Source organism: Methylobacterium sp. NMS14P (genome assembly GCF_028583545.1).
Classification (GTDB): domain Bacteria; phylum Pseudomonadota; class Alphaproteobacteria; order Rhizobiales; family Beijerinckiaceae; genus Methylobacterium.
The window spans coordinates 4,066,421-4,088,273 of record NZ_CP087106.1 but is presented as its reverse complement, the minus strand read 5'-3'; the positions used below and the strand labels follow the sequence as shown (position 1 = coordinate 4,088,273).

Below are 21,853 nucleotides of genomic sequence, written 5' to 3'. Positions count from 1 at the left end.
GGAATGCGGTCTCGTCCGCTTCCCGGATCTCTTAGAGGCGCGGCCTAGCAAAGCAAATCAGTCGATGGTGCGGCCCGGCAACGAGCGCTGGAAAACGTTAGCCGAAGAGAAACCCGACCTTCGGGAGCGGGAGGCCCGCCACGCGGTCCAGCACCCGCGGGCCGGCGACGCCGCCGAGCCCCTCGTAGAAGGCGCTGGCGCGGGCGTTGTCCTCCAGGCTCCACACGCCGAGCCGCGCGAGGCCGTGATCCGCGAGGTCGTTGCGCACCGCCCGGAACAGGCGGCGGCCCAGGCCGACACCCTGGTACTCCGGAAGCAGGTAGAGTTCGTCGATCTCGGCCTCGGTCCCGAGCGACCGGCTGCGCGTCCGCCCGTAGGCCGCGTAGCCGACGACGAGGTCGCCCGTCTCGACCACCGCGATCGGCCGCCCGCGGCGCAGGGCGCCCCGCCACCACGCCCGGTCCCGGGTGGAGATCAGCCGCTCCAGGGCGACGCCCGGGATGATGCCGCGATAGGCCTCGCGCCACGACGCATCGAACACCTTGGACAAGCCGCCGAGATCGGCCTCGCGGGCCCGGCGGATGCTCGTGGTGCGCGTGCTCATGGGCTTCGGGCCTCCCGTCGTCCGACCGGCGGATAACTCGCGCGGCCCGCGCAGGTTCGATGCCGATCCGGGCGGAGTGAAGGCAAGAACGGCGCCGGATCGCGCCGGCTCCGGGGCGTGGCCCGCCGGCCCGTCGTCTGCCGGCCCGCGAATTGCCGGGCCGGCGGGTGGCTGGTAGAGCCCGGGCTCGTTCCCTCGGCAGCACGGCCTTGTTCAACCGCTTCCTCAAGCCCGAGACGCGCTACGCGCGCCGCATGGCCCGGATCGCCCGCTTCGAGCGGCCGATCGCCGGTCCCGGCGACCGGCTGATGGCCTGGGCCAACATGCTGCTGATGGACCACGGCGTCTTCCGCCTCGCCTATCTCAACCGGCACCGGGTCGGCGCCGGCGCCCTCTGGCGCTCGGCCCAGCCCGGCCCCCACCAGCTCGCCCGCTTCCGGGCCGAGGGGGTGCGGACGATCATCTCCCTGCGCGGCGGGCGCGAGCACGGGTCGTGGCCGCTGCAGCGCGAGGCCTGCGAGCGCCACGGGCTCAAGCTCGTCGAGTTCGTGCTCCGCTCGCGGGAGGCGCCGGACCGGGCCACCATCCTGGGCGCCAAGGCGTTCTTCGCCGGCATCGAGTACCCGGCCGTGATGCACTGCAAGTCCGGCGCCGACCGGGCCGGCCTCGCCTCGGCCCTGTACCTGATCCTGCACGAGGGCCGCCCGGTGGCCGAGGCCGCCCGGCAGCTCTCCGCCCGCTACGGCCATCTCCGCTTCGCCAAGACCGGCATCCTCGACGCGTTCTTCGCCCGGTACCGCCTCGAGGGCGAGGCGAACGGCCTCGACTTCCTGACCTGGGTCGAGACCGTCTACGATCCCGAGGCGCTCAAGCGCGACTTCCGGCCGGGCTTCTGGTCGGATCTGGCGGCCGACCGGGTGCTCCGGCGGGAGTGAGGGCTCACTCCGCCGCCGGCCGCGCCGCCTCGCGGAACGGGTGGGCCGGGTAGGTCCCGATCACCCGCAGCTCGCGCGAGAAGAAGCCGAGCTCGTCCAGCGCGCGGCTGAGGCCCGGATCCTCCGGATGGCCGTCGACCTCGGCGTAGAACTGCGTGGCGGTGAACTCGCCGTCGACCATGTAGCTCTCGAGCTTCGACATGTTGACGCCGTTGGTCGCGAAGCCGCCGAGCGCCTTGTAGAGGGCGGCCGGGATGTTGCGGACGCGGAACACGAAGCTCGTCACGCAGGGCTCGGTGCCCTGGGCGACCGGCTCGGCCTCGGGGGAGAACACCACGAACCGGGTGGTGTTGTGCGCCTCGTCCTCGACGTCCCGCTCCAGCATGTCGAGGCCGTAGACCTCGGCGGCGAGGGCGGGCGCCAGAGCCGCCCGGCTCGGGTCGCCGATCTCGGCGATCTCGCGCGCCGCCCCGGCGGTGTCGCCGGCGACCACGGCCTTCAGGCCCAGCCGGCGGATGATCCGGCGGCACTGGCCCAGCGCGTGGACGTGGCTGTGGACGCTCTTCAGCGCCTCGAGCTTCGTGCCCGGCAGGACCATCAGCTGGAAGTGAATCGGCAGGAAGTGCTCGGCCACGATGTGCAGCGGCGAGATCGGGATCAGGTGGTGGATGTCGGCGACGCGGCCCGCGATCGAGTTCTCGATCGGGATCATCGCCCGCTGGGCGCGACCCTCCGTCACCGCCGCGAAGGCGTCCTCGAAGGTCGGGCAGGGGAAGGGCGTCCAGTCCGGGTAGGCCTCCGCGCAGATGATGTGCGAGTTGGCCCCGGGCTCACCCTGGTAGGCGATGGTGCGGTCGGTCATGGCGGCGCGGATTCGTTCGTCGGGTCAGTTCAGGCGCCGGCCCTGCAGCAGGGCGCGGGCCCGTTCCAGGTCGGCGGGGGTGTCGACGCCGAGCGGCAGGTCGTCGACGATGGCGGCATCGATGCGCATGCCGGCCTCGAGGGCCCGCAGCTGCTCCAGCTTCTCCCGCACCTCCAGCTCGCCGGGCGGCAAGGCGACGAATCGGCTGAGCGCCGTGCGCCGGTAGGCGTAGAGGCCGATATGGTGCCAGAGGGGACCGTCGCCCCAGGGGGCGCGGGCGCGGGTGAAGTAGAGGGCGCGCAGGCGCCCGGGACCGACAGCGTGGCCGACGAGCTTGACCACGTTGGGATTGTCGGCCTCATGCGGATCGGTGATCGGCGCGCAGAGGGTGACGATGTCGACGGTGCGGTCGGCGAGCGGCGCGACGGAGGCGCCGATGATCGCCGGGTCGATGGTCGGCAGGTCGCCCTGCACGTTGACGACCACGTCGTGGCGGCCCTCCGGATCGACGATCTCCAGGGCCTCGGCGAGCCGGTCGGAGCCCGACGGGTGGTCGGCCCGGGTCATCACCGCGAGGCCGCCCGCGGCCTCGACCGTGCGGGCGATCTCCACCGTGTCGGTGGCGACCACCACGGGGCCGATGCCGGCCTCCACGGCCCGGCGCCAGACATGGACGATCATGGCCTCGCCGGCGATGTCGGCCAGCGGCTTGTTCGGCAGGCGGGTCGCGGCGAGGCGCGCCGGGATCAGGACCAGGGGATCGAACATCGAGATTCGGATCCGGATGCGCGGATCGGGGGCCGCGGCGGGAGGCGGCCGGCTGCTTAACAGGCCGGCCCCCGGTTGTCGTCCCCTGGAAGCGGGCCGGGTCGAGGGCTGGACAGTGGGCTGGGGTGCGGCCGGGCCGCGGTGGAGAAAAGGTGCCACCCGGTGACAAGCTGGGCAATTCGGTGGAACAATCCTGCGCCGGAGCGACGCGGAACGCCCTTGCGGCATTGTCAGGAACCGCCCGGAACCGCTAAGGCAACCTCGAAATCTTCCAATGTCCGGTGTCCGAGCCCGCTCGCCCGTGTCAGGCGCGCGTTCGGCACGGCCGAGTTGCGAGAAGAGCATGAACTCGTTCGAGGTGAACAAGGTCCTGGGTGCGGTCCTCGGCGCCCTTCTGTTCGCGGCCGGATCGGGTTTCGTCGCCGAATTGATCTACCACCCGAAGCCGGCGGGCAATGCCGGCTACGATCTGCCCGAGCCGCAGCCCCAGGCCGCATCCGCGGCGACCGAGGCCAAGGTCGAGCCGATCGCCGTCCGCCTCGCCAGCGCCAACGTCGAGAAGGGCGAGGCCGGCACCAAGGCCTGCCACGCCTGCCACAGCTTCGAGAAGGGCGGCCCGAACAAGGTCGGCCCCGACCTGTACGGCATCGTCGAGCGGTCGAAGGGCGCGCATGCGGGCTTCGACTACTCGGCGGCCATGAAGGAGAAGGGCGGCACTTGGACCTACGCCGACCTCGACGAGTTCCTCACGAACCCGAAGGCCTACGTGAAGGGCACCAAGATGGCCTACGCGGGCATCGCCGCGCCGCAGGAGCGGGCCAACGTCATCGCCTACCTGCGGACGCTCGCCGAATCGCCGAAGCCGCTGCCGGCCGTCGAGAAGAGCGACGCCGCGCCGGCGGCCGCGCCCGCCGCGGCCAAGCCCGAGGACAAGCCCGCCGCCGACAAGCCGTCCGCCGACAAGCCCGCCGCCGGCAAGGCGTCCGAGGGCAAGGACAGCCCGGCCAAGCCCGCCGATACCGGCACCGCCAAGCCGGTCGAGGCGAAGTCGCCCGGCAGCCCGCGCACGACCGGCGAGTCGAGCGACCGCAACGCGCCGGCCCCGCCGGCCAGCGCCCACGACAGCGACCAGCAGGGCCAGCCCTCGAGCATGATCCCCGCCGAGCCGACCGCGCCGACGGCGCCGGCCGCCAAGGAGCCGGCCGCGAAGGCCAATCCCGAGGCGGTCGAGCGGGCGAAGGATCTCGAGGTCGGCGGCCCGACCAAGGATCTGAACGCGCCGCTGCCGACGCCGCAGCCGCTGCCGAAGGAGTAAGCCGCACCGCCGGGTGCGGGGCCGGGGACGGTCCCGCCCCTCGCGTGTCTGGCGCGTTCCGCCGGCATGGCTCCGGGCGCGGCCCTTGCTCTAAGGCGGCCGCGCCCCGGCATCCTGCCGGCTCGAGAACCGCGTAGGACCCCTTGGCTGATCGAAGTCCCGATGTGACGGAGCGCCGGGCCCCCCTGCCGCTCCTGGTCGCCGTGACCATGACCGGTACGGTGGCGCTGCACATCTTCGTGCCGGCGCTCGCGGCGGCGGCCGTCGACCTCGGCACCAACGCCGCTGGCGCCCAGCTGACGATCACCGTCTACCTGATCGGGCTCGCGGGCGGTCAGCTCCTCTACGGGCCGCTCTCGGACCGGTACGGGCGGCGCCCGATCCTGATCGGCGGACTCGGCCTCTACCTCGCCGGGCTGCTGCTCGCGATCCCCGCGCCGAACATCGGTGTCCTCCTCGTCGCCCGGGTCCTGCAGTCGCTCGGCGCCTGCGGCTCGCTGGTGATCGGCCGGGCGATGGTCCGCGACGTCTCGACCCGCGAGGACGCGGCCCGGAAGCTCGCGATCCTCACCACCGCGATGACGCTCACGCCCGCGCTGGCCCCGGCGATCGGCGGCGTGGTGAACGAGGCCTTCGGCTGGCGCGCCGTGTTCGTGGTGCTGGCCGGCCTCGTCGCGGTGCTGGGCGCGCTCGTGGTCTTCACCCTGCCCGAGACCAACCGCCACAAGGTCGCGCTGCCGGGCTTCGTCGCGGTTCTGGCCGGCTACCTGCGGCTGGTGCGGGTCCCGGTGTTCCGCGCCTACTTGGTGGCGGGGGCCTGCGGCGGCACCAGCCTCTACGCCTTCCTGGCGGTGGCGCCGTTCCTCCTCGTGGACCGGCTCGGGCGCTCCTCGCAGGAGGTGGGCTTCGACTCACTGATCGTCGTGTTCGGCATGGTCGGCGGCGCCGTCCTGGCGAGCCGGCTCGCCGCCCGGGTGCCGATCCGCAAGGCGGCGCGGCGCGGGAATCTCCTCTGCATCGTCGCGGCGGTGTCCCTGCTGATCGTGGACCGCACCGGCATGCTCGGCGTGGTCAGCCTGATCGTGCCGCTCTTCGCCTACGCGGTGGGCGTCGGCCTGCTCAGCCCCAACGCGGTGGCGGGGCTGATGAACGTCGACCCGCACGCGGCCGGGTCAGCCTCCAGCCTCTACGGTTTCACGCAGATGACGTTCGGGGCGCTGTTCACGGCCGCCGCCTCCGCGTGGCCCGCGACCTCGGCGACGCCGGTGGCGCTGGCGCTGCTCGCGGCCGGGCTGATCGCCGCGCTGGCGCTCCGGCGGGCCTGAACGGGGCTTCGAAAGGTCGAGGGCCGGCCCCGGAGGTGTTCGCTGCTCGACGGACCCGTCAGCTCCTCCGTCATCGCGAGCGTAGCGAAGCGACCCAGGGTCAGCGCGCCATCGGCACGTGCGGCGCTGCCGGGATCGCTTCGCCGTCGCTCGCGACGACAGCGCCTGCGTGTGGGTTGAGCTGAGCCATTCACCTGCATGCAGAAGCACCGGCCCGGTGCGGACCGAAATCACCTTCCGAGAGCTGAGGCACGCCCTTCGGGACCCCGTTTCAGGTCCGGACCGACTCGATCAGGCCCGACGCGCCGGCGCCGAAACCCTCGGCGAGCTCCAGCCACAGCAGGCGCGCGGGGTCGACCGGCCCCGGCAGGGTCAGGCGCCCGGGCGGAACCGAGGTGAACCCGAAGCGGGCGTAGTAGGGCGCGTCGCCGACGAGGATCACCAGGCCCTCGCCCGCCCGCCGGGCCCCGTCGATCGCCGCGCGGGTCAGGGTGCCGCCGATGCCGCGACCCTCGAAGCTCGGATCGACCGCCAGGGGGCCGAGCATCACGAAGGGCGTCGCCCCGGTCCGCACCGGACCCATCCGGACCGAGCCGACGAGGAAGCTGCCGACCGAGGCGGTGATGCCGAGATCGATCCGCTCGGCCGCGCCCTCGCGGAGGCGGTAGGCGGTGCGGGCGAAGCGGCCGGGGCCGAAGGTCCGGGCGTGGAGGCGCTCGATGGCGGGGGCATCCTCCGGCCGCTCCGGCCGGATGACGAGGGACAGGTCGGTCACGGGGTACTCGCGGATCGGACGGGCGCCGCGTAGCAGCGCCGGGCCGGACCCGCAAACCGTCGCGCTACTCGGCGGCGGCCAGCGCGGGCCGCTCGCCGCCCTGCGTCAGCCTCAGGAAGCCCAGGGCCGCGAGCCAGATCACCGCGCCGCAGGCGGAGGCGACGCCGAGGACCAGCGCGAAGCCGCCGCGGTCGTGCAGCAGGGCGATCGCCGGCACCACGAAGCCGCTCGCCGTGAAGCCCACGAAGTAGCGCACGCTGTAGGCGCGGGCCCGGTAGGCGGGCGGCACGTAGCGGGCGATCATCGCGTCGTTGATCACCACCTGCCCGTAGATCGCCGTCATGGCGAGGACGAGCCCGGCGAGCAGCGGCAGGCCGGTGGAGACGGCCGCGATCCCGAGCCCCAGCGGCTGCAGCACCGACAGGGCCACGAACAGGGACGGCAGGCTGTAGCGGTCGATCAGCCGGCCCATGGCGAGCTGCATCAGGGCGCCGAACAGGAAGACGCCGGTGGCGATCGAGCCGGTCAGCGCCAGGGGCAGCGCCTGCCCGACGCCCTCGTCGATCACCTTGGGCAGGCTGATCGTCGTCAGGTTGAAGGTCAGGCCGCCCGCGAAGATCGACAGGGCGAACATCGCCATGAGCGCCCAGGGCCGGGTGACCGGGATCACCGCCGCGCCGGCGGCCTTCCTCCCCGCGGCGTCGCCGTCGCCCGGGACCAGCGCCACGAAGGCGGCCCCGCAGGCGAGGCAGACGAGGCCGGGAACGACGAAGGCCGCGCGCCAGCTGACCGTGGCGGCGAGCAGCGCGGTCAGGCCGGAGGCCGAGGCCGCGCCGAGATTGCCCCAGACGCCGTTGATGCCGAGATCGTGCCCGAGCCGGCGGGCGTGGGTGACCAGCATGGCCGAGCCGACCGGGTGGTAGATCGCCGAGGCGAGCCCGAGGACGCAGAGCCAGAGGGCGAAGCCCAGCGGCGTCGAGGCGGTCGCGACGCCGAGGCAGGACAGGCCGTAGCCGAAGAAGAACACCGCCAGCATGTTGCGCCGCCCGAACCGGTCGGCGAGTGAGCCCATCGGCAGCGAGCACAGGCCGAAGGCCACGAAGGCGCCGGTGGCGAGCCCGATCAGCTCGCCGTAGCCGAGCCCGGTCTGGGCCGCGATGGCGATGACCGCGGTCGGGTAGATCAGCAGCACGAAATGGTCGAGGGCGTGCGCGACGTTCACGAAGCGCAGGGTGCGGCGGGACAGCGTATCCGAATCCATCGCGGCGTATCCTCCGGGACGACCCCCTGATAGCCTGACCCGATGGCGGTGTTGGGCCGGATATGTACGCGAACGGGCCAATGTTGACGGAGGCGCGCGCCGCGGGGCGGTCGACCGAGGCGGCCGACTATCAGGACGTGCCCCGCCCGGTCGCGGTGATGCCCAAGACCTACGCGGCCGGGATGCATCTCGCCCGGCACTTCCATCCCCGCGCGCAGCTGCTCTACGCCACGTCCGGGCTGATGATGGCGTTCGCGGAGGACGGCACCTGGGTCGTTCCCGAGGGGCACGCCCTCTGGATCCCGCCGCTTCTGCCGCACGCGGTCGCGACCCACGGCGCCGTCGCGATGTGCTCGGCCTATCTCGATCCCGCCGCGGTCCGGTCCTTCCCGGCGAGTTGCCGGGTGATCGCGGTGTCGCGGCTCCTGGCCTCCGCGCTCACGGCGCTGGCGGAGGAGCCGGTGCTGTACGCGGTCGACGGTCGCGGCGGCCACCTCGCCGCCCTGGTGCTCGACGAGATCGGCCGGGCCCCCGCGACGCCGCTCGCGCTGCCGCTCCCGCGCGACTCGCGCCTGCGCCGGGTCTGCCTCGCGCTGATCGAGGATCCGGCCTCGGAGGCCGATCTCGACTCCTGGGCCGACCGTGCCGGCGCGAGCCGGCGCACGCTCACGCGCGGGTTCCGCGCGGAGACGGGCCTCAGCTTCGGCGATTGGCGGGCCAGGGCCCGCGTGATCCGGGCGCTGGCGCTCGCGGCCGAGGGGCGGCCGCCGCGGGCGGTCGCGGCGGCCGTCGGCTACCGGAGCGCGCAAGCGCTGCGGACGACCGTGGCGCGGGTGTTCGGCACGGACCACCCGCTCCGCGGCGCCTAGGCCGCCCGACGGGGCTCCTCGAAGAGCTCGTCGGCCGGGCCGAAGAACTCGAACTTCACCCGCTCGGCCGGGACGCCGCGGCGCAGCAGGCCGGTGGCGAGATCGCGCAGGAACGGCTTGGGACCGCACAGATAGTAGGTCGCGCGGTCGTGCGGCGTGTGCTCCGCGAGCCAGTCCGCGGTGATCAGGCCCTGGACGTCGTAGTGCTCACCCGGCCGGTCCGCGGCTTCGGGCTCCGCGTAGAAGGTCACGAGCTTCGTGCCGCGGGCCCGCGCCGCGAGCGACCGGGCGTGGTCGCGCAGGGCGTGCACGCGGCCGAATAGGGCGCCGTGCACGTACCAGGTCGGCCGGTCCGGACTGTCCGCCGCGATGGTCTCCAGCATGCTGATCATCGGGGTCAGCCCGACCCCGCCGCTGACCAGCACCACGGGCGCGTCGCTCTCGGCGTCGAGGCTGAAGTCGCCCGCGGGGGCGGCGACCTTCAGCACGGTGCCGGGCCGCGCGTGGTCGTGCAGCCAGTTCGAGGCGATCCCGGCCGGGCGGCCCGGCGCCGCCTCGCGCTTGACGGTGATGCGGTAGGCCCGGTCGCTCGGCGCGCAGGACACCGAGTAGTTCCGCTTCAGCACGCCGCGGCCCGGCAGGTCCAGGAGGAAGCCGAGATACTGGCCCGGCCGATGCCGCAGCACCGGGCCGCCGTCGGCCGGCACCAGGACGAAGGAGCGGATCGTCTCGCTCTCCTGGGTCACGCTGTCGACCACGAAGTCGCGCCAGCCGTTCCAGCCGCCCGGCTTGGAGGCGTGGTCGCGGTAGATCGCGGCCTCCCGGCCGATCAGCAGTTCCGCCAGGAACCAGTAGGCCTCGCCCCAGGCGGTGGCGATCTCCGGCGTGGCGGCCTCGCCGAGGACGTCCCCGATCGCGCCGAGGAGGGCGTCGGCCACGTGCGGGTAGTGCTCCGGCAGGATGTTCAGGGCGACGTGCTTCTGCGCGATGCGCTCCACCGCGCCCGCCAGGACGCCGAGATTGTCGATGTTGCGGGCGTAGGCGAGCACGGCCTGGGCCAGGGCTTTCGGCTGCGCGCCGGTCTCGCCGTGGTGGGACCGGTTGAAGAGGTCGCGCATCGCCGCGTCCTCGAACAGGCGCTCGTACATGCGCTTCGTGATGGTGAGGCCGTGGGCCTCCAGGGCCGGTACGGTGGCCTTGATGAGAGCGACGGTGGCGGGGGACAGGGGCGCGGGCATGGCACAGCTCAAAAGGTGCATACGACATGCTTCTTTTAGCGCGCCCTTGGAAAAGGTGCAACGAAAATACATCTTATAGCGACGAGGTCCGTCCACGCGTCGCTGGTGGTGCCGGTCCTCCGCAGGGGGTACGGACTCAGACCGCGGTGGAGATCGCATCGCCCCGCGGCAGAGATCGTCTTCTGGAGTTGAGATGCGCCTGACCCGCTACACGGATTACGCGCTGCGCACGCTGATCTACGTCGGGCTCCACGAGCCCCAGCAGAGCTCGATCGCCGCGATCGCGCGCGCCTACGGCATCTCGGAGAACCACCTGACCAAGGTGGTCCACCAGCTGGGTCGGCTCGGCCTGATCCGGACGATCCGCGGCCGGGGCGGCGGCCTCCGGCTGGCGAAGCCGCCGGAGGAGATCGTCGTCGGCGCGGTGGTGCGCCAGACCGAGGACGACCTGGCGCTGGTCGAATGCCTCGGCGGTGGGGCCTGCGCCATCACGGCCCCGTGCCGGCTCCGGCGGGTGCTGGGGGAGGCCTTGGCGGCGTTCCTCGCGGTCCTCGACCGCTACACCCTGGCGGATCTCCTCGGCGCGCCGGACGGCGACGCGATCGCGGCGCTGCTGGGCCTGGCCGGCCCTCCGGGCGGCGAGCCGCCGATGCCGACCGGCGCCGCGAGCCTGCCGGAGGCCTGACGGCCCGCCCGCTCAGGTCGCCCGGGCCGAGAAATCGATCCGCGGGTCGATCCAGACGTAGATCAGGTCGGACAGCAGGTTCACCGCGAGCCCGAGCAGCGAGAAGATGTAGAGCGTGGCGAACACCACCGGGTAGTCGCGCCCGACGATCGCCCGGAACGACAGCTCGCCGAGACCGTCGAGGGAGAAGATCGTCTCGATCAGCAGCGAGCCGGTGAAGAAGGCCGAGATGAAGGCGCCGGGGAAGCCCGCGATCACGATCAGCATGGCGTTGCGGAACACGTGCCCGTAGAGCACGCGCCGCTCGGACAGCCCCTTCATCCGCGCGGTCAGCACGTACTGCTTGCGGATCTCGTCGAGGAACGAGTTCTTGGTCAGCAGGGTCGAGGTGGCGAAGGCGCCGATCACCAGGGCGGTCAGCGGCAGCACCATGTGCCACGCGTAGTCGGTCACCTTGTGCCAGGGCGAGAAGCTCTCCCAGCCCTCGCTGGTCAGGCCGCGGAGCGGGAACCACTGGTAGAACGAGCCGCCGGCGAACAGGATGATGAGCATCAGCCCGAACATGAAGCCCGGGATCGCGTAGCCGATGATCACCACGAAGGAGGTCGCGCGGTCGAAGCGCGTGCCGTCGGCCACCGCCTTGCGGATGCCGAGCGGGATCGAGATCGCGTAGGACAGCAGCGTCATCCACAGGCCCAGCGAGATCGAGACCGGCAGGCGCTCCTTGATCAGCTGGATGACCGTGACGTCGCGGAAGTAGCTGCGGCCGAAATCGAACCGGGCGTAGTCCCACAGCATCTTGGCGAAGCGCTCGGGTGCCGGCCTGTCGAAGCCGAACTGCTTCTCGAGCTTGGCGATGAATTCCGGGCTCAACCCCTGGGCGCCGCGATAGCGGGAACTGGCGTCGCCGCCGCCGCCCGACGGCCGGCTGGCGCCGCCGAGGTCGCCCGACCCGCCGGTGACGCGGGACATGGCCCCGTCGCGCTGGCCCTGCAGCTGCGACAGCACCCGCTCCACCGGGCCGCCGGGGGCGAACTGCACGATCGTGAAGGTGATCAGCATGATCCCGAACAGGGTCGGGATCATCAGGCCGATGCGGCGCAGGATGTAGGCGAGCATGGCGTCAGTCCCGCCCGATCCGCTTGGCCCTGTCGGCGTCGAACCACCACGTCCCGGGGGCGCCGAGGTCGTATTTCGGCGCCGCCGCCGGGCGGCCGTACACGTCCCAGAGGGCGAGGCGGTGGGTCGAGGCGTACCACATCGGCACCCAGTAGCGCCCGGCCCGCAGGACCCGGTCCAGGGCCCGGCAGGCGGTGGTCAGGTCCGCCCGCGACTTCGCGTCGGCGACGGCGGTGAGCAGCGCGTCGACCGCCGGGCTGGCGATCCCCGAGAGGTTGTTGGAGCCCGCGGTCCCGGCGGACCGGGAGCCGTAGGTCTCGCGCAGCTCCGCGCCGGGGGTGAGCCCGCTGCTGTAGCGGCGCGGCGTGACGTCGAAGTCGAAATCCTTCAGCCGCGCCTGGTACTGGGACGGGTCGACCGTGCGCAGGCTCGCCTTGATCCCGAGCAGCCCCAGGTTGCGGATGAAGGGCTGCGTGACCGCCTGGAAGACCGGATCCTCGTCGAGGAACTCGAGGGTCAGGGGCTGGCCGCCGGGCAGCAGCAGGCTGCCGCCCTGGCGGGTGCAGCCGACCTCCCGCAGGAGCGCGTCGGCGCGCTTCAGGAGGGCCCGGTCCTGGCCGGACCCGTCGGAGACCGGCGGCGCCCAGGCCTCTCCGAACACCTCGGGCGGCAGGTCCTTGAACGGATCCAGCAGGGCGAGTTCCTCGGCCGAGGGCTTGCCGGTCGCCTTGAGGTCGGAATTCTCGAAGAACGAGGCCGTGCGCGCGTAGGCGCCGTACATCAGGTTGCGGTTCGACCACTCGAAATCGAAGCACAGGCCGATCGCCTCGCGCACCCGCGGGTCGCGGAACGCCGCGCGGCGGGTGTTGATCCACCAGCCCTGCGTGCCGCTCGGCCGCGCATCCGGCACCGTCTCGCGGACCACGCGGCCCTCATTCATCGCCGGGAAGTCGTAGCCGGTGGCCCAGACCCGGGCGGTGAACTCCTCGCGGAACGTGAAGGCGCCGCTCTTGAACGCCTCGAACGCCACGGTGCGGTCGCGGAAATACTCGTAGCGGATCGCGTCGAAGTTGTTCTGGCCGACGTTCACCGGCAGCTCGGCGGCCCAGTAATCCGGGACGCGCTCCAGGCCGATGGACCGGCCCGGATCGACGGCGCCGACCCGGTAGGGACCGGAGCCGAGGGGCGCCTCCAGGGTCGAGGCCTCGAAGTCCCGGCCGGCGTAGTAGGCGGCGGAGAAGAGCGGCAGCTGCGCGACGAGCAGCGGGAGGTCCCGGGCGCGGCCCGGCTCGAAGGTCACCACGAGCCGCCCGTCGCCCTCGGCCCGGGCGTCGGTCATGGGGCGGATGACCTCGGCGATCTCGGGGTGGCCCTTGTCGCGCAGGAGCTTGAGGCTGAAGGCCGCGTCCCGCGCCGTCAGCGGCGAGCCGTCGTGGAACCGCGCCTGCGGGCGCAGGGCGAACGTGTAGGTCAGGCCGTCCGGGCTGACCGTGACGGCGCGCGCCACCAGCCCGTAGAGGGCGTCCGGCTCGTCGAGGGCCCGGACCATCAGGCTGTCGAAGGTCAGGGGCATGCCGGCGGCCCCGTCGCCGCGCAGCACGAAGATGTTGAGCGTGTTGAAGGTGTTGAGCGACTGGTTGCCGGTCGTCGCGGCGAGCTGCGCCGAGAAGCGGCCGCCGCGGGGCGCCATCGGGTTCACATAGTCGAAATGCGCGAAGTCCGGGCCGTATTTCAGCTCGCCGAAGCTGGACAGGCCGTGGCGCTCGGCGCCGTCGGCCGCCCGGGCGGGGCGCCACGGCGGCATCGCCGCCAGGGCGCCGGCCCCGAGGACCAGCCCGCGCCGGGTCGGCATCCCGGGACCGCCCGTCAACGGGGCGCCCCGGTCTTGGCGGCGAGTTTCTCGTCGTACCACCACGTCGTCGGGAAGCCGGAACTGGCGTAGAGCGGCAGGATCGCCGGGTGGCCGAACCGGTTCCAGCGCAGCGTCCGCTGCTGGTCGGAGGACCATTGCGGGACGACGTAGTCGTGGGCGAGCAGCACCCGGTCGAGGGCCCGGGTCGCCGCGATCACGGTGTGCCGGTCCTTGGCGAAGATCACCTTCTCGATCAGGGCGTCGATGCCGGGATCCTTGATCCCGATCAGGTTGCGCGAGCCCGGCTTGTCGGCCGCCGCCGAGCCCCAGTACTCGCGCTGCTCGTTGCCGGGCGAGAGCGACTCGCCCCACGACGCCGTGGTGACGTCGAAGTCGAAGTTGCGGACGCGGTTCTGGTACTGCGCCTGGTCGATGACCCGCAGGGTGGCGTCGATGCCGATCAGCTTCAGCTGCGCCGCGAATGGCAGGATGACCCGCTCGAAGGTGTTCTGGAACTCCAGGAACTCGACGGTCAGCGGCTCGCCGGTGGCCTTGCTGACCATCTTGCCGCCGCGCAGCTCGTAGCCGGCCTCGCGCAGCAGGCCGACGGCCTCGCGGAGGTTCTTGCGCACCGCCTCGGGGCCGTCGTTGACCGGGTTGGCGTAGGGGGTAGTAAAGACCGAGGCCGGGACCTTGTCCTTGACGCTCTCGAGGATCGCCTTCTCCTCGCCCTCCGGCAGGCCCGAGGAGGCCAGCTCCGAGCCGAAGAAGTAGGAGTTGATCCGCTTGTACAGGCCGTAGAACAGGGCCTTGTTCATCTCCTCGTAGTTCATCGCGAGGTTGAAGGCCCGGCGGACGCGCGGATCCCTGAACTTGTCCCGGCGCGTGTTGAACGCGAAGGCCTGCATGATGCCCATGCCGCGCTCCGGGAACGCCTCCTTGATCAGGCGCCCCTCCTTCACGGCCGGGAAATCCTCGTAGGCGGTCGCCCAGTTCCGGGCGATGTTCTCCACCCGGAAATCGTAGAGATCGCCCTTCAGCGCCTCGACCAGCACGGTGCCGTCGCGGAAGTACTCATAGCGCTCGGTGTCGAAGTTGTAGCGCCCGGCGTTCACCGGCAGGTCCTTGCCCCAGTAATCGGGCACGCGGGTGTAGGTGGTCGTGCGGCCCGGCTCGAACTTCGCGAGGCGGTAGGGGCCCGAGCCCAGCGGCGGCTCCAGGGTCGTCTCGGTGACGCTGCGCGGCTTGCCGTTGGCGTCCTTGGCGGTCCACCAGTGCTTGGGCAGGACGCGCAGCTGCCCGATCACCTGCGGCAGCTCGCGGTTGCCGGTCTCGGTGAAGGTGAAGGTCACCTCGCGCGGCCCGGTCACCTCGGCCTTGGCCACGGTCTGGTAGTAGGCGGCGTAGAACGGGCTGTTGGCCTTGAGCACGTCGAAGGACCAGACCACGTCCTCGGGCGTGATCGGCTTGCCGTCGTGCCAGCGGGCGTTCTCGCGCAGCCGGTACGAGACCGAGCCGAGATCGGGGGCGATCCGCACCGCCTCGGCGAGCAGGCCGTAGGAGGTGAACGGCTCGTCCGACGACTCGGTCATCAGCGGATCGTAGATCTGCTGGATGCCGTTCTCGAGGTCGCCCTTCAGGCCGGCGACGACGATGTTGAAATTGTCGAACCCGCCCTGGGCCCCGAACCGGACCATCCCGCCCTTGGGCGCGGCCGGGTCGGCGTAGTCGAAATGCTTGAAGTCGGGGCCGTATTTCGGCTGGCCCATCAGCGTGATCGCGTGGGTCCACTGGCCGTTGGCGGCCGGCAGGGTGGCCGGCACGGTGGGCGGCGTCGACGGCATCGCGGCCGGTTCCTGCGCACGGGCCGGGGCGAGCTGGAGGCAGGCGACGAGGAGCGTCGCGGCGAGGAGGCGTCCAGTCACGGTCTGCGCTGTCACGGGCAGGCTGTCTCCGTTGCGTCGGGCCCGCGCGCGGCGCGGGCGTCTCGAGAGTACCAGGGTCATAGGACGCGGGCGGCCACCCGTCGACCATGCGCCACCGCACAGGACCGCACGCGCGCCGCGCCCGGCCCGCCGCGGGGCCGCGTCACGCCGCCCGACCCCGGCGGCCCTCGACCAGCCACATGGCGAGCAGCGCGGCCGCCAGCGCGGCGAGCGCCGCGAGGCCGAGCGCCAGCGGGTAGACCTCGACGCCGCGGATGTTGGCGCTGTCGCTCGGACGGAAGCCGATCCAGTCGCTGCCGGCGAGGCGGCCGCCGCGCACCAGCGCGAGACGCGGCACCTGGATGCCGCCGGTCTCGGCGACCCGGCGGACCGAGCCGCCCGACCCGTCGGCCACGGCCTTCAGGCGCTCGGTGTCGCTGAACACGTCGGCGAGCTCGCGCGGGTTGGCCGGCCCGACGCTGACGAAGGCCACGAGGTTGCCCGACCGCAGGGTGTGCAGGCCTAGGGTCTCCGCGTCGAAGGTCGCGGTGAACAGGCCGGGCTCCTGGGGCTTGAGCGTCAGCGTCGTCACCTTGCCGGTCGGGCCCGTGACGGTGACCGGCTCGGCCTGGTCCGCCATCGTCTGGCGCTCGACCCGCACCTCGCGGCCGCGCCCGGTGGTCTGGGCGCGCAGCGCCTCCTCCTCCAGGGCCGGCTCCTTCATCAGCCAGTGTCCGAGGCGGCGCAGCAGGTCGAGATAGGGGCCACCCTCCTGGTAGCCCCGCGCCCAGAGCCAGGCGTGGTCTGACAGGAGCAGGGCGACGCGGCCCTTGTCCTCGCGCGAGAGGGCGAGCAGCGGCAGGCCCTCGGCCCCCGACAGGATCGGCTGGATCCCCGGCCGGGTCCGGGCCTCGACGATGCGCAGCCAGTCGCCCCAGGCCGGCGGGTTCGCGTCCGAGCCCGGCAGGGCGCGGGTCACCGGGTGGCGCTGGCCGACCTGAGTCGGCGCCGCCTTGTAGGGCTTCTCGACGACCCGGCCGTCGGGGTCGCCGGGCAAGATGCCGGCGAGCCGCGTGCGGGCGAGGCTGGCCGGTCCGGCGAATTCGGGGCCGGCGGCGATCAGCAGGGCGCCGCCCTCGCGGACGTAGCGGACGATGTTGTCGAAATAGGCCTGCGGCAGCACGCTCTGGTTGGCGTAGCGGTCGAAGATGATCAGGTCGAAGTCCTTGATCTTCTGGACGAACAGCTCGCGCGTCGGGAAGGCGATCAGGGAGAGTTCCGAGATCGGCGTGCCGTCCTGCTTCTCCGGCGGGCGCAGGATGGTGAAGTGGACGAGGTCGACGTTGGCGTCGGACTTCAGCAGGTTGCGCCAAGTCCGCTCGCCCTGGTGAGGCTCGCCGGAGACCAGCAGAACCCGGAGCTTCTCGCGGATGCCCTCGATCGGCAGGACCGCCCGGTTGTTGACCGTGGTGAGCTCGCCCGGCAGCGGCTCGACCTCGATCTCCACCACGTTCGGGCCGCCGTGCTCGATGCGCAGGTTCAGGGAGAACGGCTTGTCGGTGGCGACGTCCCGCCGGCCGATCTCCTCGCCGTCGCGGCGCACGGTGACGACCGCGTGGCCGGTCCCGCCGCGCTCCATGACCTCGGCGCGGATCGTCAGGTCCTTGCCGACGATGCCGAAGCGCGGCGCCTCCAAGAGCTTGATCTGCCGGTCGCGCTCGTCCGGGTGTCCGGTGACGAGGACGTGGAGCGGCGCCTTGATGCCGAGCTGGGCCAGGGAGGCGGGGACGTCGTGCACCACGCCGTCGGTGAGCATCACGATCCCGGCGAGACGCTCCGGCGGCACGTCGGCCAGCGCCTGGCTCAGGGCCGTGAACAGCTTGGTGCCGTCGTCTCCGTCCTTGGAATCGGGAACGTCGATGAAGCGGGGCTCGATATCGGTGAGCGCACCGAACCGGCGCTGCAACTCGGCGCGGACCGCGTCGGTCATCTGCGGCCGATCGCCGAGCTGCTGGGACCCGGACCGGTCGACCACGATGGCGGCCACGTCCTTCACGGGCTCACGGTCCTCGCGCACCAGCGCCGGGTTGGTCAGCGCCGCCAGCACCAGGGCGAGGACGAGGACGCGCAGCAGCGCGGTCCGGCCCCGGGCCAGGACGGCGAACACCGCCAGGACGGCGACGATCGCGCCCAGGACGGCGATGGCCGGCCAGGGCAGGAGCGGGGTGAAGCTGAGGCTCAGCATGGGGCGGAGCGCTCCGGATCCGTGAGGCGACGCCGCGCCTCATTCCTCGCACCGCCACGCTCACGCAACGGTTCGGCCAAATGCGACGGGCGCCCTCTCCCGTGCGGGAGAGGGTCGGGGTGAGGGATACGACGCTTCCGTCCCGAGCGCGCGAGCGACCCACTGACTGGACGCGCCACGTCCGGACAGGTCTCACCCCTCACCCTGTCCCTCTCCCGCACGGGAGAGGGGACCCGCGCTCCGTCCTGCTGCCGCATCACCGACCGCGCGCTCCGGATCTGCGGGCGCGCCGCGTGGGGCGAGGATGCGGCCTCGAGAAGTGTGTCCGAACTCATCACTGCCCCAGCCGCTCCAGCAGCGCGGGCACGTGGACCTGATCCGCCTTGTAGTTGCCGGTGAGCGTGTACATCACGATGTTCACGCCGCCGCGGAACGCCATCTCGCGCTGGCGCTGGTCGCCGCCGACGACCGGGTAGAGCGGCTCGCCCCGGCGCCCCACCGCCCAGGCGGCGGCGAGGTCGTTGCCCGTGATGATGATCGGGCTCACGCCGTCGCCCGCGCGGGCCGGTCGGCGCTCGGCGCCCTCGGCGGCGGGCGGCAGCGCCTCCACCCAGGTCTGGCCCGTGGCGTAGCGGCCGGGGAAGCTGTCCACGAGGTAGAAGGCTTTGGTCAGCACGTGGTCGAGGGGCACCGGCTCCAGCTCCGGCACCTCGAGCGTCGCCAGCATCTTCCGGAGATAGGCCCCTTCCGGGCTGGGCGGCCCGCCCGGCCGGGCGGTGAGCGCGTCGCGGGTGTCGAACAGGACCGTGCCGCCGTTGCGCATGAACGCGTCGATCTTGCGGATCGCGACGTCCGAGGGCTGCGGCCGGTTCGGGGCGATCGGCCAGTAGATCAGCGGGTAGAAGGCCAGCTCGTCCTTCGCCGGGTCGATTCCGGCCGGCTCGCCGGGCTCCAGGGCGGTGCGCGCGGCCAGCATCTGAGTCAGGCCGGTGAGGCCGGTGCGGCTCGCCTCGTCGACGGCGGCGTCGCCCGTGATCACGTAGGCGAGGCGCGTGACCAGCGCCGATTCGATGCCGTTCGGCCGGTTGGCGGGCGGCTCCTCCGCGCGGGCCGGGCGCGCTGGCAGGGCGGCGAGCAGGACCAGGCCGGCGAGGGCCAGCACGGCCGGTCGGCCGCGCAGGCGGGCCGCCAGACCGCCGCGGCGCAGGAAGCCGCCGAGCCACAGCCCCGCCAGGGTGTCGAGGGCCAGCAGCAGCAGCGCCAGGGTGAACAGGCTCGGCCGCAGGTCCAGGGTCTCGGCCCCGGCGAGCGACCCGAACCGGGCGCCGCCGAGGGCCGCGGTGTCGAGGGGCTGCAGCCGGTCATCCGGTTTCAGGGCGTTCACGCTGATGCCTCCGTCCGGCGGGCCGTAGAAGCCCGGCGGATGCTCAAGGTTCGCCCGGTCGGCGTAGTCGGCCGACACCGCGGTGGCCGAGGCCGGCGGCGAGCCCAGCGCGCCGAACCCGTCCAGCGTCACCCGCGGCGCGAGCACCGGGGCCGCGGCCCGCGTCGCGTCCCCCTGGACCGGCGCCGCGGCACCGGCCAGCGCCACGACGCGCCGGAGCATGTCGATGAACAGGCCGGAGAGCGGCAGGTTCGACCACGTGGTGTCGGCGGTCACGTGGAACAGCACGATCGTGCCCTGGCCGCGCTTCTGCGCGGTGACGATCGGCGTGCCGTCCTGGAGCGACGCCCAGGTCCGGTTCGGCAGGTCGCCGTCCGGCTCGGCCAGGATCTGGCGGCGCACGCCGATATCGGCCGGCGGCGTCAGGCCCGCGAAGGGGCTCTCGGGCGGGAAGGGCGCCAGGGTCTTTGGGCTGTCCCAGGAGAGCGTGCCGCCGAGCGTCCGCCCGCCCCGCCGCAGCCGCACCGGCACCAGCGGATCGTTGCCGGCGGCGAGCCGCGGGCCGGCGAAGCGCAGCAGCATCCCGCCGTCCTTCACGAAGCTCTCGATCCGCGCGGTGGTCTTCTCGTCGAGCGCGCCGACATCGGCCAGCACGAGGACCGAGACCTGATTGTCGAGGAGCTGGTTGATCGACTCCGCCGTGCCCTTGGCGCCCCGGGGCTCCTGCACGTCGGCGAAGGGCTGGAGCGCCCGCGACAGGTAGTAGGTCGGCGCCAGGAGAGGCTGCGCCTGGTCGAGGGTGCCGCCGAACACGAGCCCGACCCGGCGCCGCTTGCCGCGCTCGTCCTGCAGCACCACGGCGCCGGCCGAGCGCTCGCCCGCGATCTCCAGCCGGCTGATGCTGTTGCGCAGCTCCACCGGCATCTCGAAGGTCGCGTCCGCCTCGGTGGCGTCGGCCGCGAAGGCGAAGTCGCGCTCGGCCAGCGGCAGGCCCTTCTGGTCGAGGGCCCGGATCACCCCGGAATCGCGCCCGTTCGGCGCTGCCCGCAGGGCGTGCGTCACGAGCTTGCCGGCGTTCTCGGTGGCGGTCAGGGCGAGGGCCGGCGGCCTGTCGGCCCGCAGCACCGTGAGGGCCGCGCCCTTGTCGCCCGCGAGGTCGGCGAGGCCCTTGGCGAAGCGCGTGTCGTTCGCGCCGGCGACGCCGTCGTTGATCCAGACGAGGCCGGCGCCCCGGTTCTTGTCGAGGAAGGTCTCGATCGTCGCGAGGTGCGCGTCGCGGGTGGGGAGGATCGGGCGCGGCGCGAGGGCGCGCAGGCGCTCCAGGGCGGCGGCGGGCGTCTTCGCCTCGAAGGCCGCGGGGGCGTCGGCGAGGCCGATCACCGCCACCGGGCGGCCGTCCCGGGCGGCGCCCTCCACCGCGTCGGTGGCGACGCGCAGGCGGTCGCGCCAGTCGTGGGCGGCGGAGAAGCCGTTGTCGAGGAGCACGAGGAGCGCGCTGCGCCCGCCCCCGGCCCCGACGCCCCCGGCGTTCCAGACCGGGCCGGCCACCGCGAGGATCAGGGCGGCGGCGATCAGGAGCCGGAGGATCAGCAGCCAGGGCGGCGTGCGCGCCGGGGTCTGCCGCTGCGGGATCAGGTCGGCGACGAGCTTCAGCGGCGGGAAGTTGATCCGCCGCGGGCGCGGCGGGGTCACCCGCAGCAGGAACCACAGGGCCGGCAGGCCGATCAGGGCGGCGAGCGCCAGCGGCGCCGCGAAGGTCAGACCCAGCATGGCGGCCTCACTCGGTGCCGCGGGCGGCGATCAGCGTGGCGAGCCGCAGGGCCGCCTCGCTCGCCGGCCGGTCCGTGCGGTGGATCGTCAGCGTCCAGCCCTGGCCGCGGGCGATGGCGGCGAGCGCCGCCCGGTGCTCGGCGATCCGGGCCCGGTAGCGCGCGCCCCAGGCGTCGGCGTCGCCGATATCGAGGCTGAGGCCACCCTCGAGGTCGTGCAGGACGGCCTGGCCGGTGAACGGGAAGGTCTCCTCGATCGGGTCCGCCACCATGAGGAGGTGGCCGCGGCTGCCGCGGCCGGCGAGGCTCTGCACCGAGGCGGCGATCCGGTCGGGCTCGGTGAGGAAGTCGCCGATCAGCACCACCTCGTCGAAGCGGGCGGGGCTGGCCCGGGGCGGCAGGTCCTGGGTCAGGCCCGCGTGGTCGGCCACGAGCGCCTGGGCCAGGCGCTCGACGATGCCCCGCGACGCGCTCGCGCGGGTCAGCCCGAGCAGGCCGACCCGCTCGCCGCCCTCCACGAAAGCGTCCGCGAGGGCGAGCCCGAGGACGAGCGCCCGCTCGATCTTCGGGGCCGACGCGAGGTCCGACACGAAGCCCATCGAGGCCGAGCGGTCGATCCACAGCCAGATATTGTGGGCCGCCTCCCATTCGCGCTCGCGGACGTAGAGCCGGTCGTCCCGGGCCGAGCGGCGCCAGTCGACGCGGGCCGCGGCCTCGCCGGTGACGAAGGGGCGGAACTGCCAGAAGCTCTCGCCCGGCCCCGCGCGGCGGCGGCCGTGGAGGCCGTGGGCCAGCAGGCTCGACACGCGGCGCGCCTCCAGGACGAGGCGGGGCATCTTGTCGGAGAGGGCGGTCGCGCCCTCGCTCTCGCGCCGGCCGGGGGTGCGCCTGCCGGCGTCGAGGGCGTTCGTCGCGACCAAAG

17 protein-coding genes are annotated in these 21,853 nt (G+C 72.9%); 5 read left to right on the top strand and 12 right to left on the bottom strand.

What is annotated here, in order from left to right; all coding sequences use genetic code 11:
- Positions 1-97: 97 nt before the first annotated feature.
- Positions 98-604, bottom strand: coding sequence for a GNAT family N-acetyltransferase (locus LOK46_RS19365; RefSeq protein WP_273559859.1), 507 nt, complete (start codon positions 602-604; stop codon positions 98-100).
- Positions 605-813: 209 nt separating this feature from the next.
- Between LOK46_RS19365 and LOK46_RS19360 the strand changes: the two genes are divergently transcribed.
- Positions 814-1,539, top strand: coding sequence for a tyrosine-protein phosphatase (locus tag LOK46_RS19360; RefSeq protein WP_273559857.1), 726 nt, complete (start codon positions 814-816; stop codon positions 1,537-1,539).
- Between the two features lie 4 nt (positions 1,540-1,543).
- On the opposite strand, the gene LOK46_RS19355 is transcribed toward LOK46_RS19360, so the two are convergent.
- On the bottom strand, positions 1,544-2,401 hold the full coding sequence (locus LOK46_RS19355) for a prephenate dehydratase (protein WP_273559855.1): 858 nt from the start codon (positions 2,399-2,401) through the stop codon (positions 1,544-1,546).
- Between the two features lie 24 nt (positions 2,402-2,425).
- On the bottom strand, positions 2,426-3,169 hold the full coding sequence (locus tag LOK46_RS19350; RefSeq protein WP_273559853.1) for a 3-deoxy-manno-octulosonate cytidylyltransferase: 744 nt from the start codon (positions 3,167-3,169) through the stop codon (positions 2,426-2,428).
- Between the two features lie 343 nt (positions 3,170-3,512).
- On the opposite strand from LOK46_RS19350, the gene LOK46_RS19345 reads away from it, so the two are divergent.
- Together LOK46_RS19345 and LOK46_RS19340 are read left to right on the top strand one after the other, a co-directional pair.
- On the top strand, positions 3,513-4,484 hold the full coding sequence (locus LOK46_RS19345; RefSeq protein ID WP_273559851.1) for a c-type cytochrome: 972 nt from the start codon (positions 3,513-3,515) through the stop codon (positions 4,482-4,484).
- 164 nt (positions 4,485-4,648) lie between these two features.
- Positions 4,649-5,809 carry a multidrug effflux MFS transporter gene (locus tag LOK46_RS19340; RefSeq protein ID WP_273559849.1) on the top strand — a complete coding sequence of 387 codons (1,161 nt, stop codon included), beginning with the start codon at positions 4,649-4,651 and terminating at the stop codon, positions 5,807-5,809.
- Positions 5,810-6,080: 271 nt separating this feature from the next.
- On the opposite strand, the gene LOK46_RS19335 is transcribed toward LOK46_RS19340, so the two are convergent.
- Positions 6,081-6,584 (bottom strand): GNAT family N-acetyltransferase, encoded by a 504-nt coding sequence (locus tag LOK46_RS19335; RefSeq protein WP_273559847.1) that lies wholly within the window; start codon positions 6,582-6,584, stop codon positions 6,081-6,083.
- Between the two features lie 64 nt (positions 6,585-6,648).
- Entirely contained in the window at positions 6,649-7,845 is a 1,197-nt protein-coding gene (locus LOK46_RS19330) for an MFS transporter (RefSeq protein WP_273559845.1), read from the bottom strand.
- Between the two features lie 80 nt (positions 7,846-7,925).
- On the opposite strand from LOK46_RS19330, the gene LOK46_RS19325 reads away from it, so the two are divergent.
- Positions 7,926-8,714, top strand: coding sequence for an AraC family transcriptional regulator (locus tag LOK46_RS19325; protein ID WP_273559843.1), 789 nt, complete (start codon positions 7,926-7,928; stop codon positions 8,712-8,714).
- Here LOK46_RS19325 and hmpA read toward each other — a convergent pair.
- Entirely contained in the window at positions 8,711-9,952 is a 1,242-nt protein-coding gene (hmpA, locus tag LOK46_RS19320; RefSeq protein WP_273559841.1) for an NO-inducible flavohemoprotein, read from the bottom strand. The two genes, LOK46_RS19325 and hmpA, sit on opposite strands and share 4 nt — an antisense overlap.
- Before the next feature lie 193 nt (positions 9,953-10,145).
- Between hmpA and LOK46_RS19315 the strand changes: the two genes are divergently transcribed.
- Positions 10,146-10,637, top strand: a complete 492-nt coding sequence (locus LOK46_RS19315) for an Rrf2 family transcriptional regulator (RefSeq protein ID WP_273559838.1) — start codon at positions 10,146-10,148, stop codon at positions 10,635-10,637.
- Between the two features lie 12 nt (positions 10,638-10,649).
- Here the strand turns inward: LOK46_RS19315 and LOK46_RS19310 are convergent, their stop codons facing one another.
- The 6 genes from LOK46_RS19310 to LOK46_RS19285 all read right to left on the bottom strand — a co-directional run bounded on the left by LOK46_RS19310 (position 10,650) and on the right by LOK46_RS19285 (position 21,851).
- Entirely contained in the window at positions 10,650-11,756 is a 1,107-nt protein-coding gene (locus LOK46_RS19310; protein ID WP_273559837.1) for a microcin C ABC transporter permease YejB, read from the bottom strand.
- A 4-nt stretch (positions 11,757-11,760) separates the two neighbouring features.
- Positions 11,761-13,608 carry an extracellular solute-binding protein gene (locus LOK46_RS19305; RefSeq protein ID WP_273559835.1) on the bottom strand — a complete coding sequence of 616 codons (1,848 nt, stop codon included), beginning with the start codon at positions 13,606-13,608 and terminating at the stop codon, positions 11,761-11,763.
- A 14-nt stretch (positions 13,609-13,622) separates the two neighbouring features.
- Positions 13,623-15,548, bottom strand: coding sequence for an extracellular solute-binding protein (locus LOK46_RS19300; RefSeq protein WP_273559833.1), 1,926 nt, complete (start codon positions 15,546-15,548; stop codon positions 13,623-13,625).
- A 148-nt stretch (positions 15,549-15,696) separates the two neighbouring features.
- Complete coding sequence (locus LOK46_RS19295; RefSeq protein ID WP_273559831.1) at positions 15,697-17,778, bottom strand: hypothetical protein; 2,082 nt, start codon at positions 17,776-17,778, stop codon at positions 15,697-15,699.
- 334 nt (positions 17,779-18,112) lie between these two features.
- Positions 18,113-20,932: a DUF4159 domain-containing protein gene (locus LOK46_RS19290; protein ID WP_273559829.1), complete on the bottom strand. Its 2,820-nt coding sequence runs from the start codon at positions 20,930-20,932 to the stop codon at positions 18,113-18,115.
- A gap of 7 nt (positions 20,933-20,939) precedes the next feature.
- The gene (locus LOK46_RS19285) at positions 20,940-21,851 is read right to left on the bottom strand and encodes a DUF58 domain-containing protein (RefSeq protein WP_273559827.1); all 912 of its coding nucleotides are present in this window, start codon (positions 21,849-21,851) and stop codon (positions 20,940-20,942) included.
- Positions 21,852-21,853 lie beyond the last annotated feature (2 nt).

Bases quoted from the DNA above. Each gene is read 5' to 3' on its own strand.
- LOK46_RS19365 (WP_273559859.1), bottom strand. From the start codon at position 604: ATGAGCACGCGCACCACGAGCATCCGCCGGGCCCGCGAGGCCGATCTC.
- LOK46_RS19355 (WP_273559855.1), bottom strand. From the start codon at position 2,401: ATGACCGACCGCACCATCGCCTACCAGGGTGAGCCCGGGGCCAACTCG.
- LOK46_RS19350 (WP_273559853.1), bottom strand. From the start codon at position 3,169: ATGTTCGATCCCCTGGTCCTGATCCCGGCGCGCCTCGCCGCGACCCGC.
- LOK46_RS19345 (WP_273559851.1), top strand. From the start codon at position 3,513: ATGAACTCGTTCGAGGTGAACAAGGTCCTGGGTGCGGTCCTCGGCGCC.
- LOK46_RS19330 (WP_273559845.1), bottom strand. From the start codon at position 7,845: ATGGATTCGGATACGCTGTCCCGCCGCACCCTGCGCTTCGTGAACGTC.
- LOK46_RS19325 (WP_273559843.1), top strand. From the start codon at position 7,926: ATGTTGACGGAGGCGCGCGCCGCGGGGCGGTCGACCGAGGCGGCCGAC.
- hmpA (WP_273559841.1), bottom strand. From the start codon at position 9,952: ATGCCCGCGCCCCTGTCCCCCGCCACCGTCGCTCTCATCAAGGCCACC.
- LOK46_RS19315 (WP_273559838.1), top strand. From the start codon at position 10,146: ATGCGCCTGACCCGCTACACGGATTACGCGCTGCGCACGCTGATCTAC.
- LOK46_RS19310 (WP_273559837.1), bottom strand. From the start codon at position 11,756: ATGCTCGCCTACATCCTGCGCCGCATCGGCCTGATGATCCCGACCCTG.
- LOK46_RS19305 (WP_273559835.1), bottom strand. From the start codon at position 13,608: ATGCCGACCCGGCGCGGGCTGGTCCTCGGGGCCGGCGCCCTGGCGGCG.
- LOK46_RS19295 (WP_273559831.1), bottom strand. From the start codon at position 17,778: ATGCTGAGCCTCAGCTTCACCCCGCTCCTGCCCTGGCCGGCCATCGCC.
- LOK46_RS19290 (WP_273559829.1), bottom strand. From the start codon at position 20,932: ATGCTGGGTCTGACCTTCGCGGCGCCGCTGGCGCTCGCCGCCCTGATC.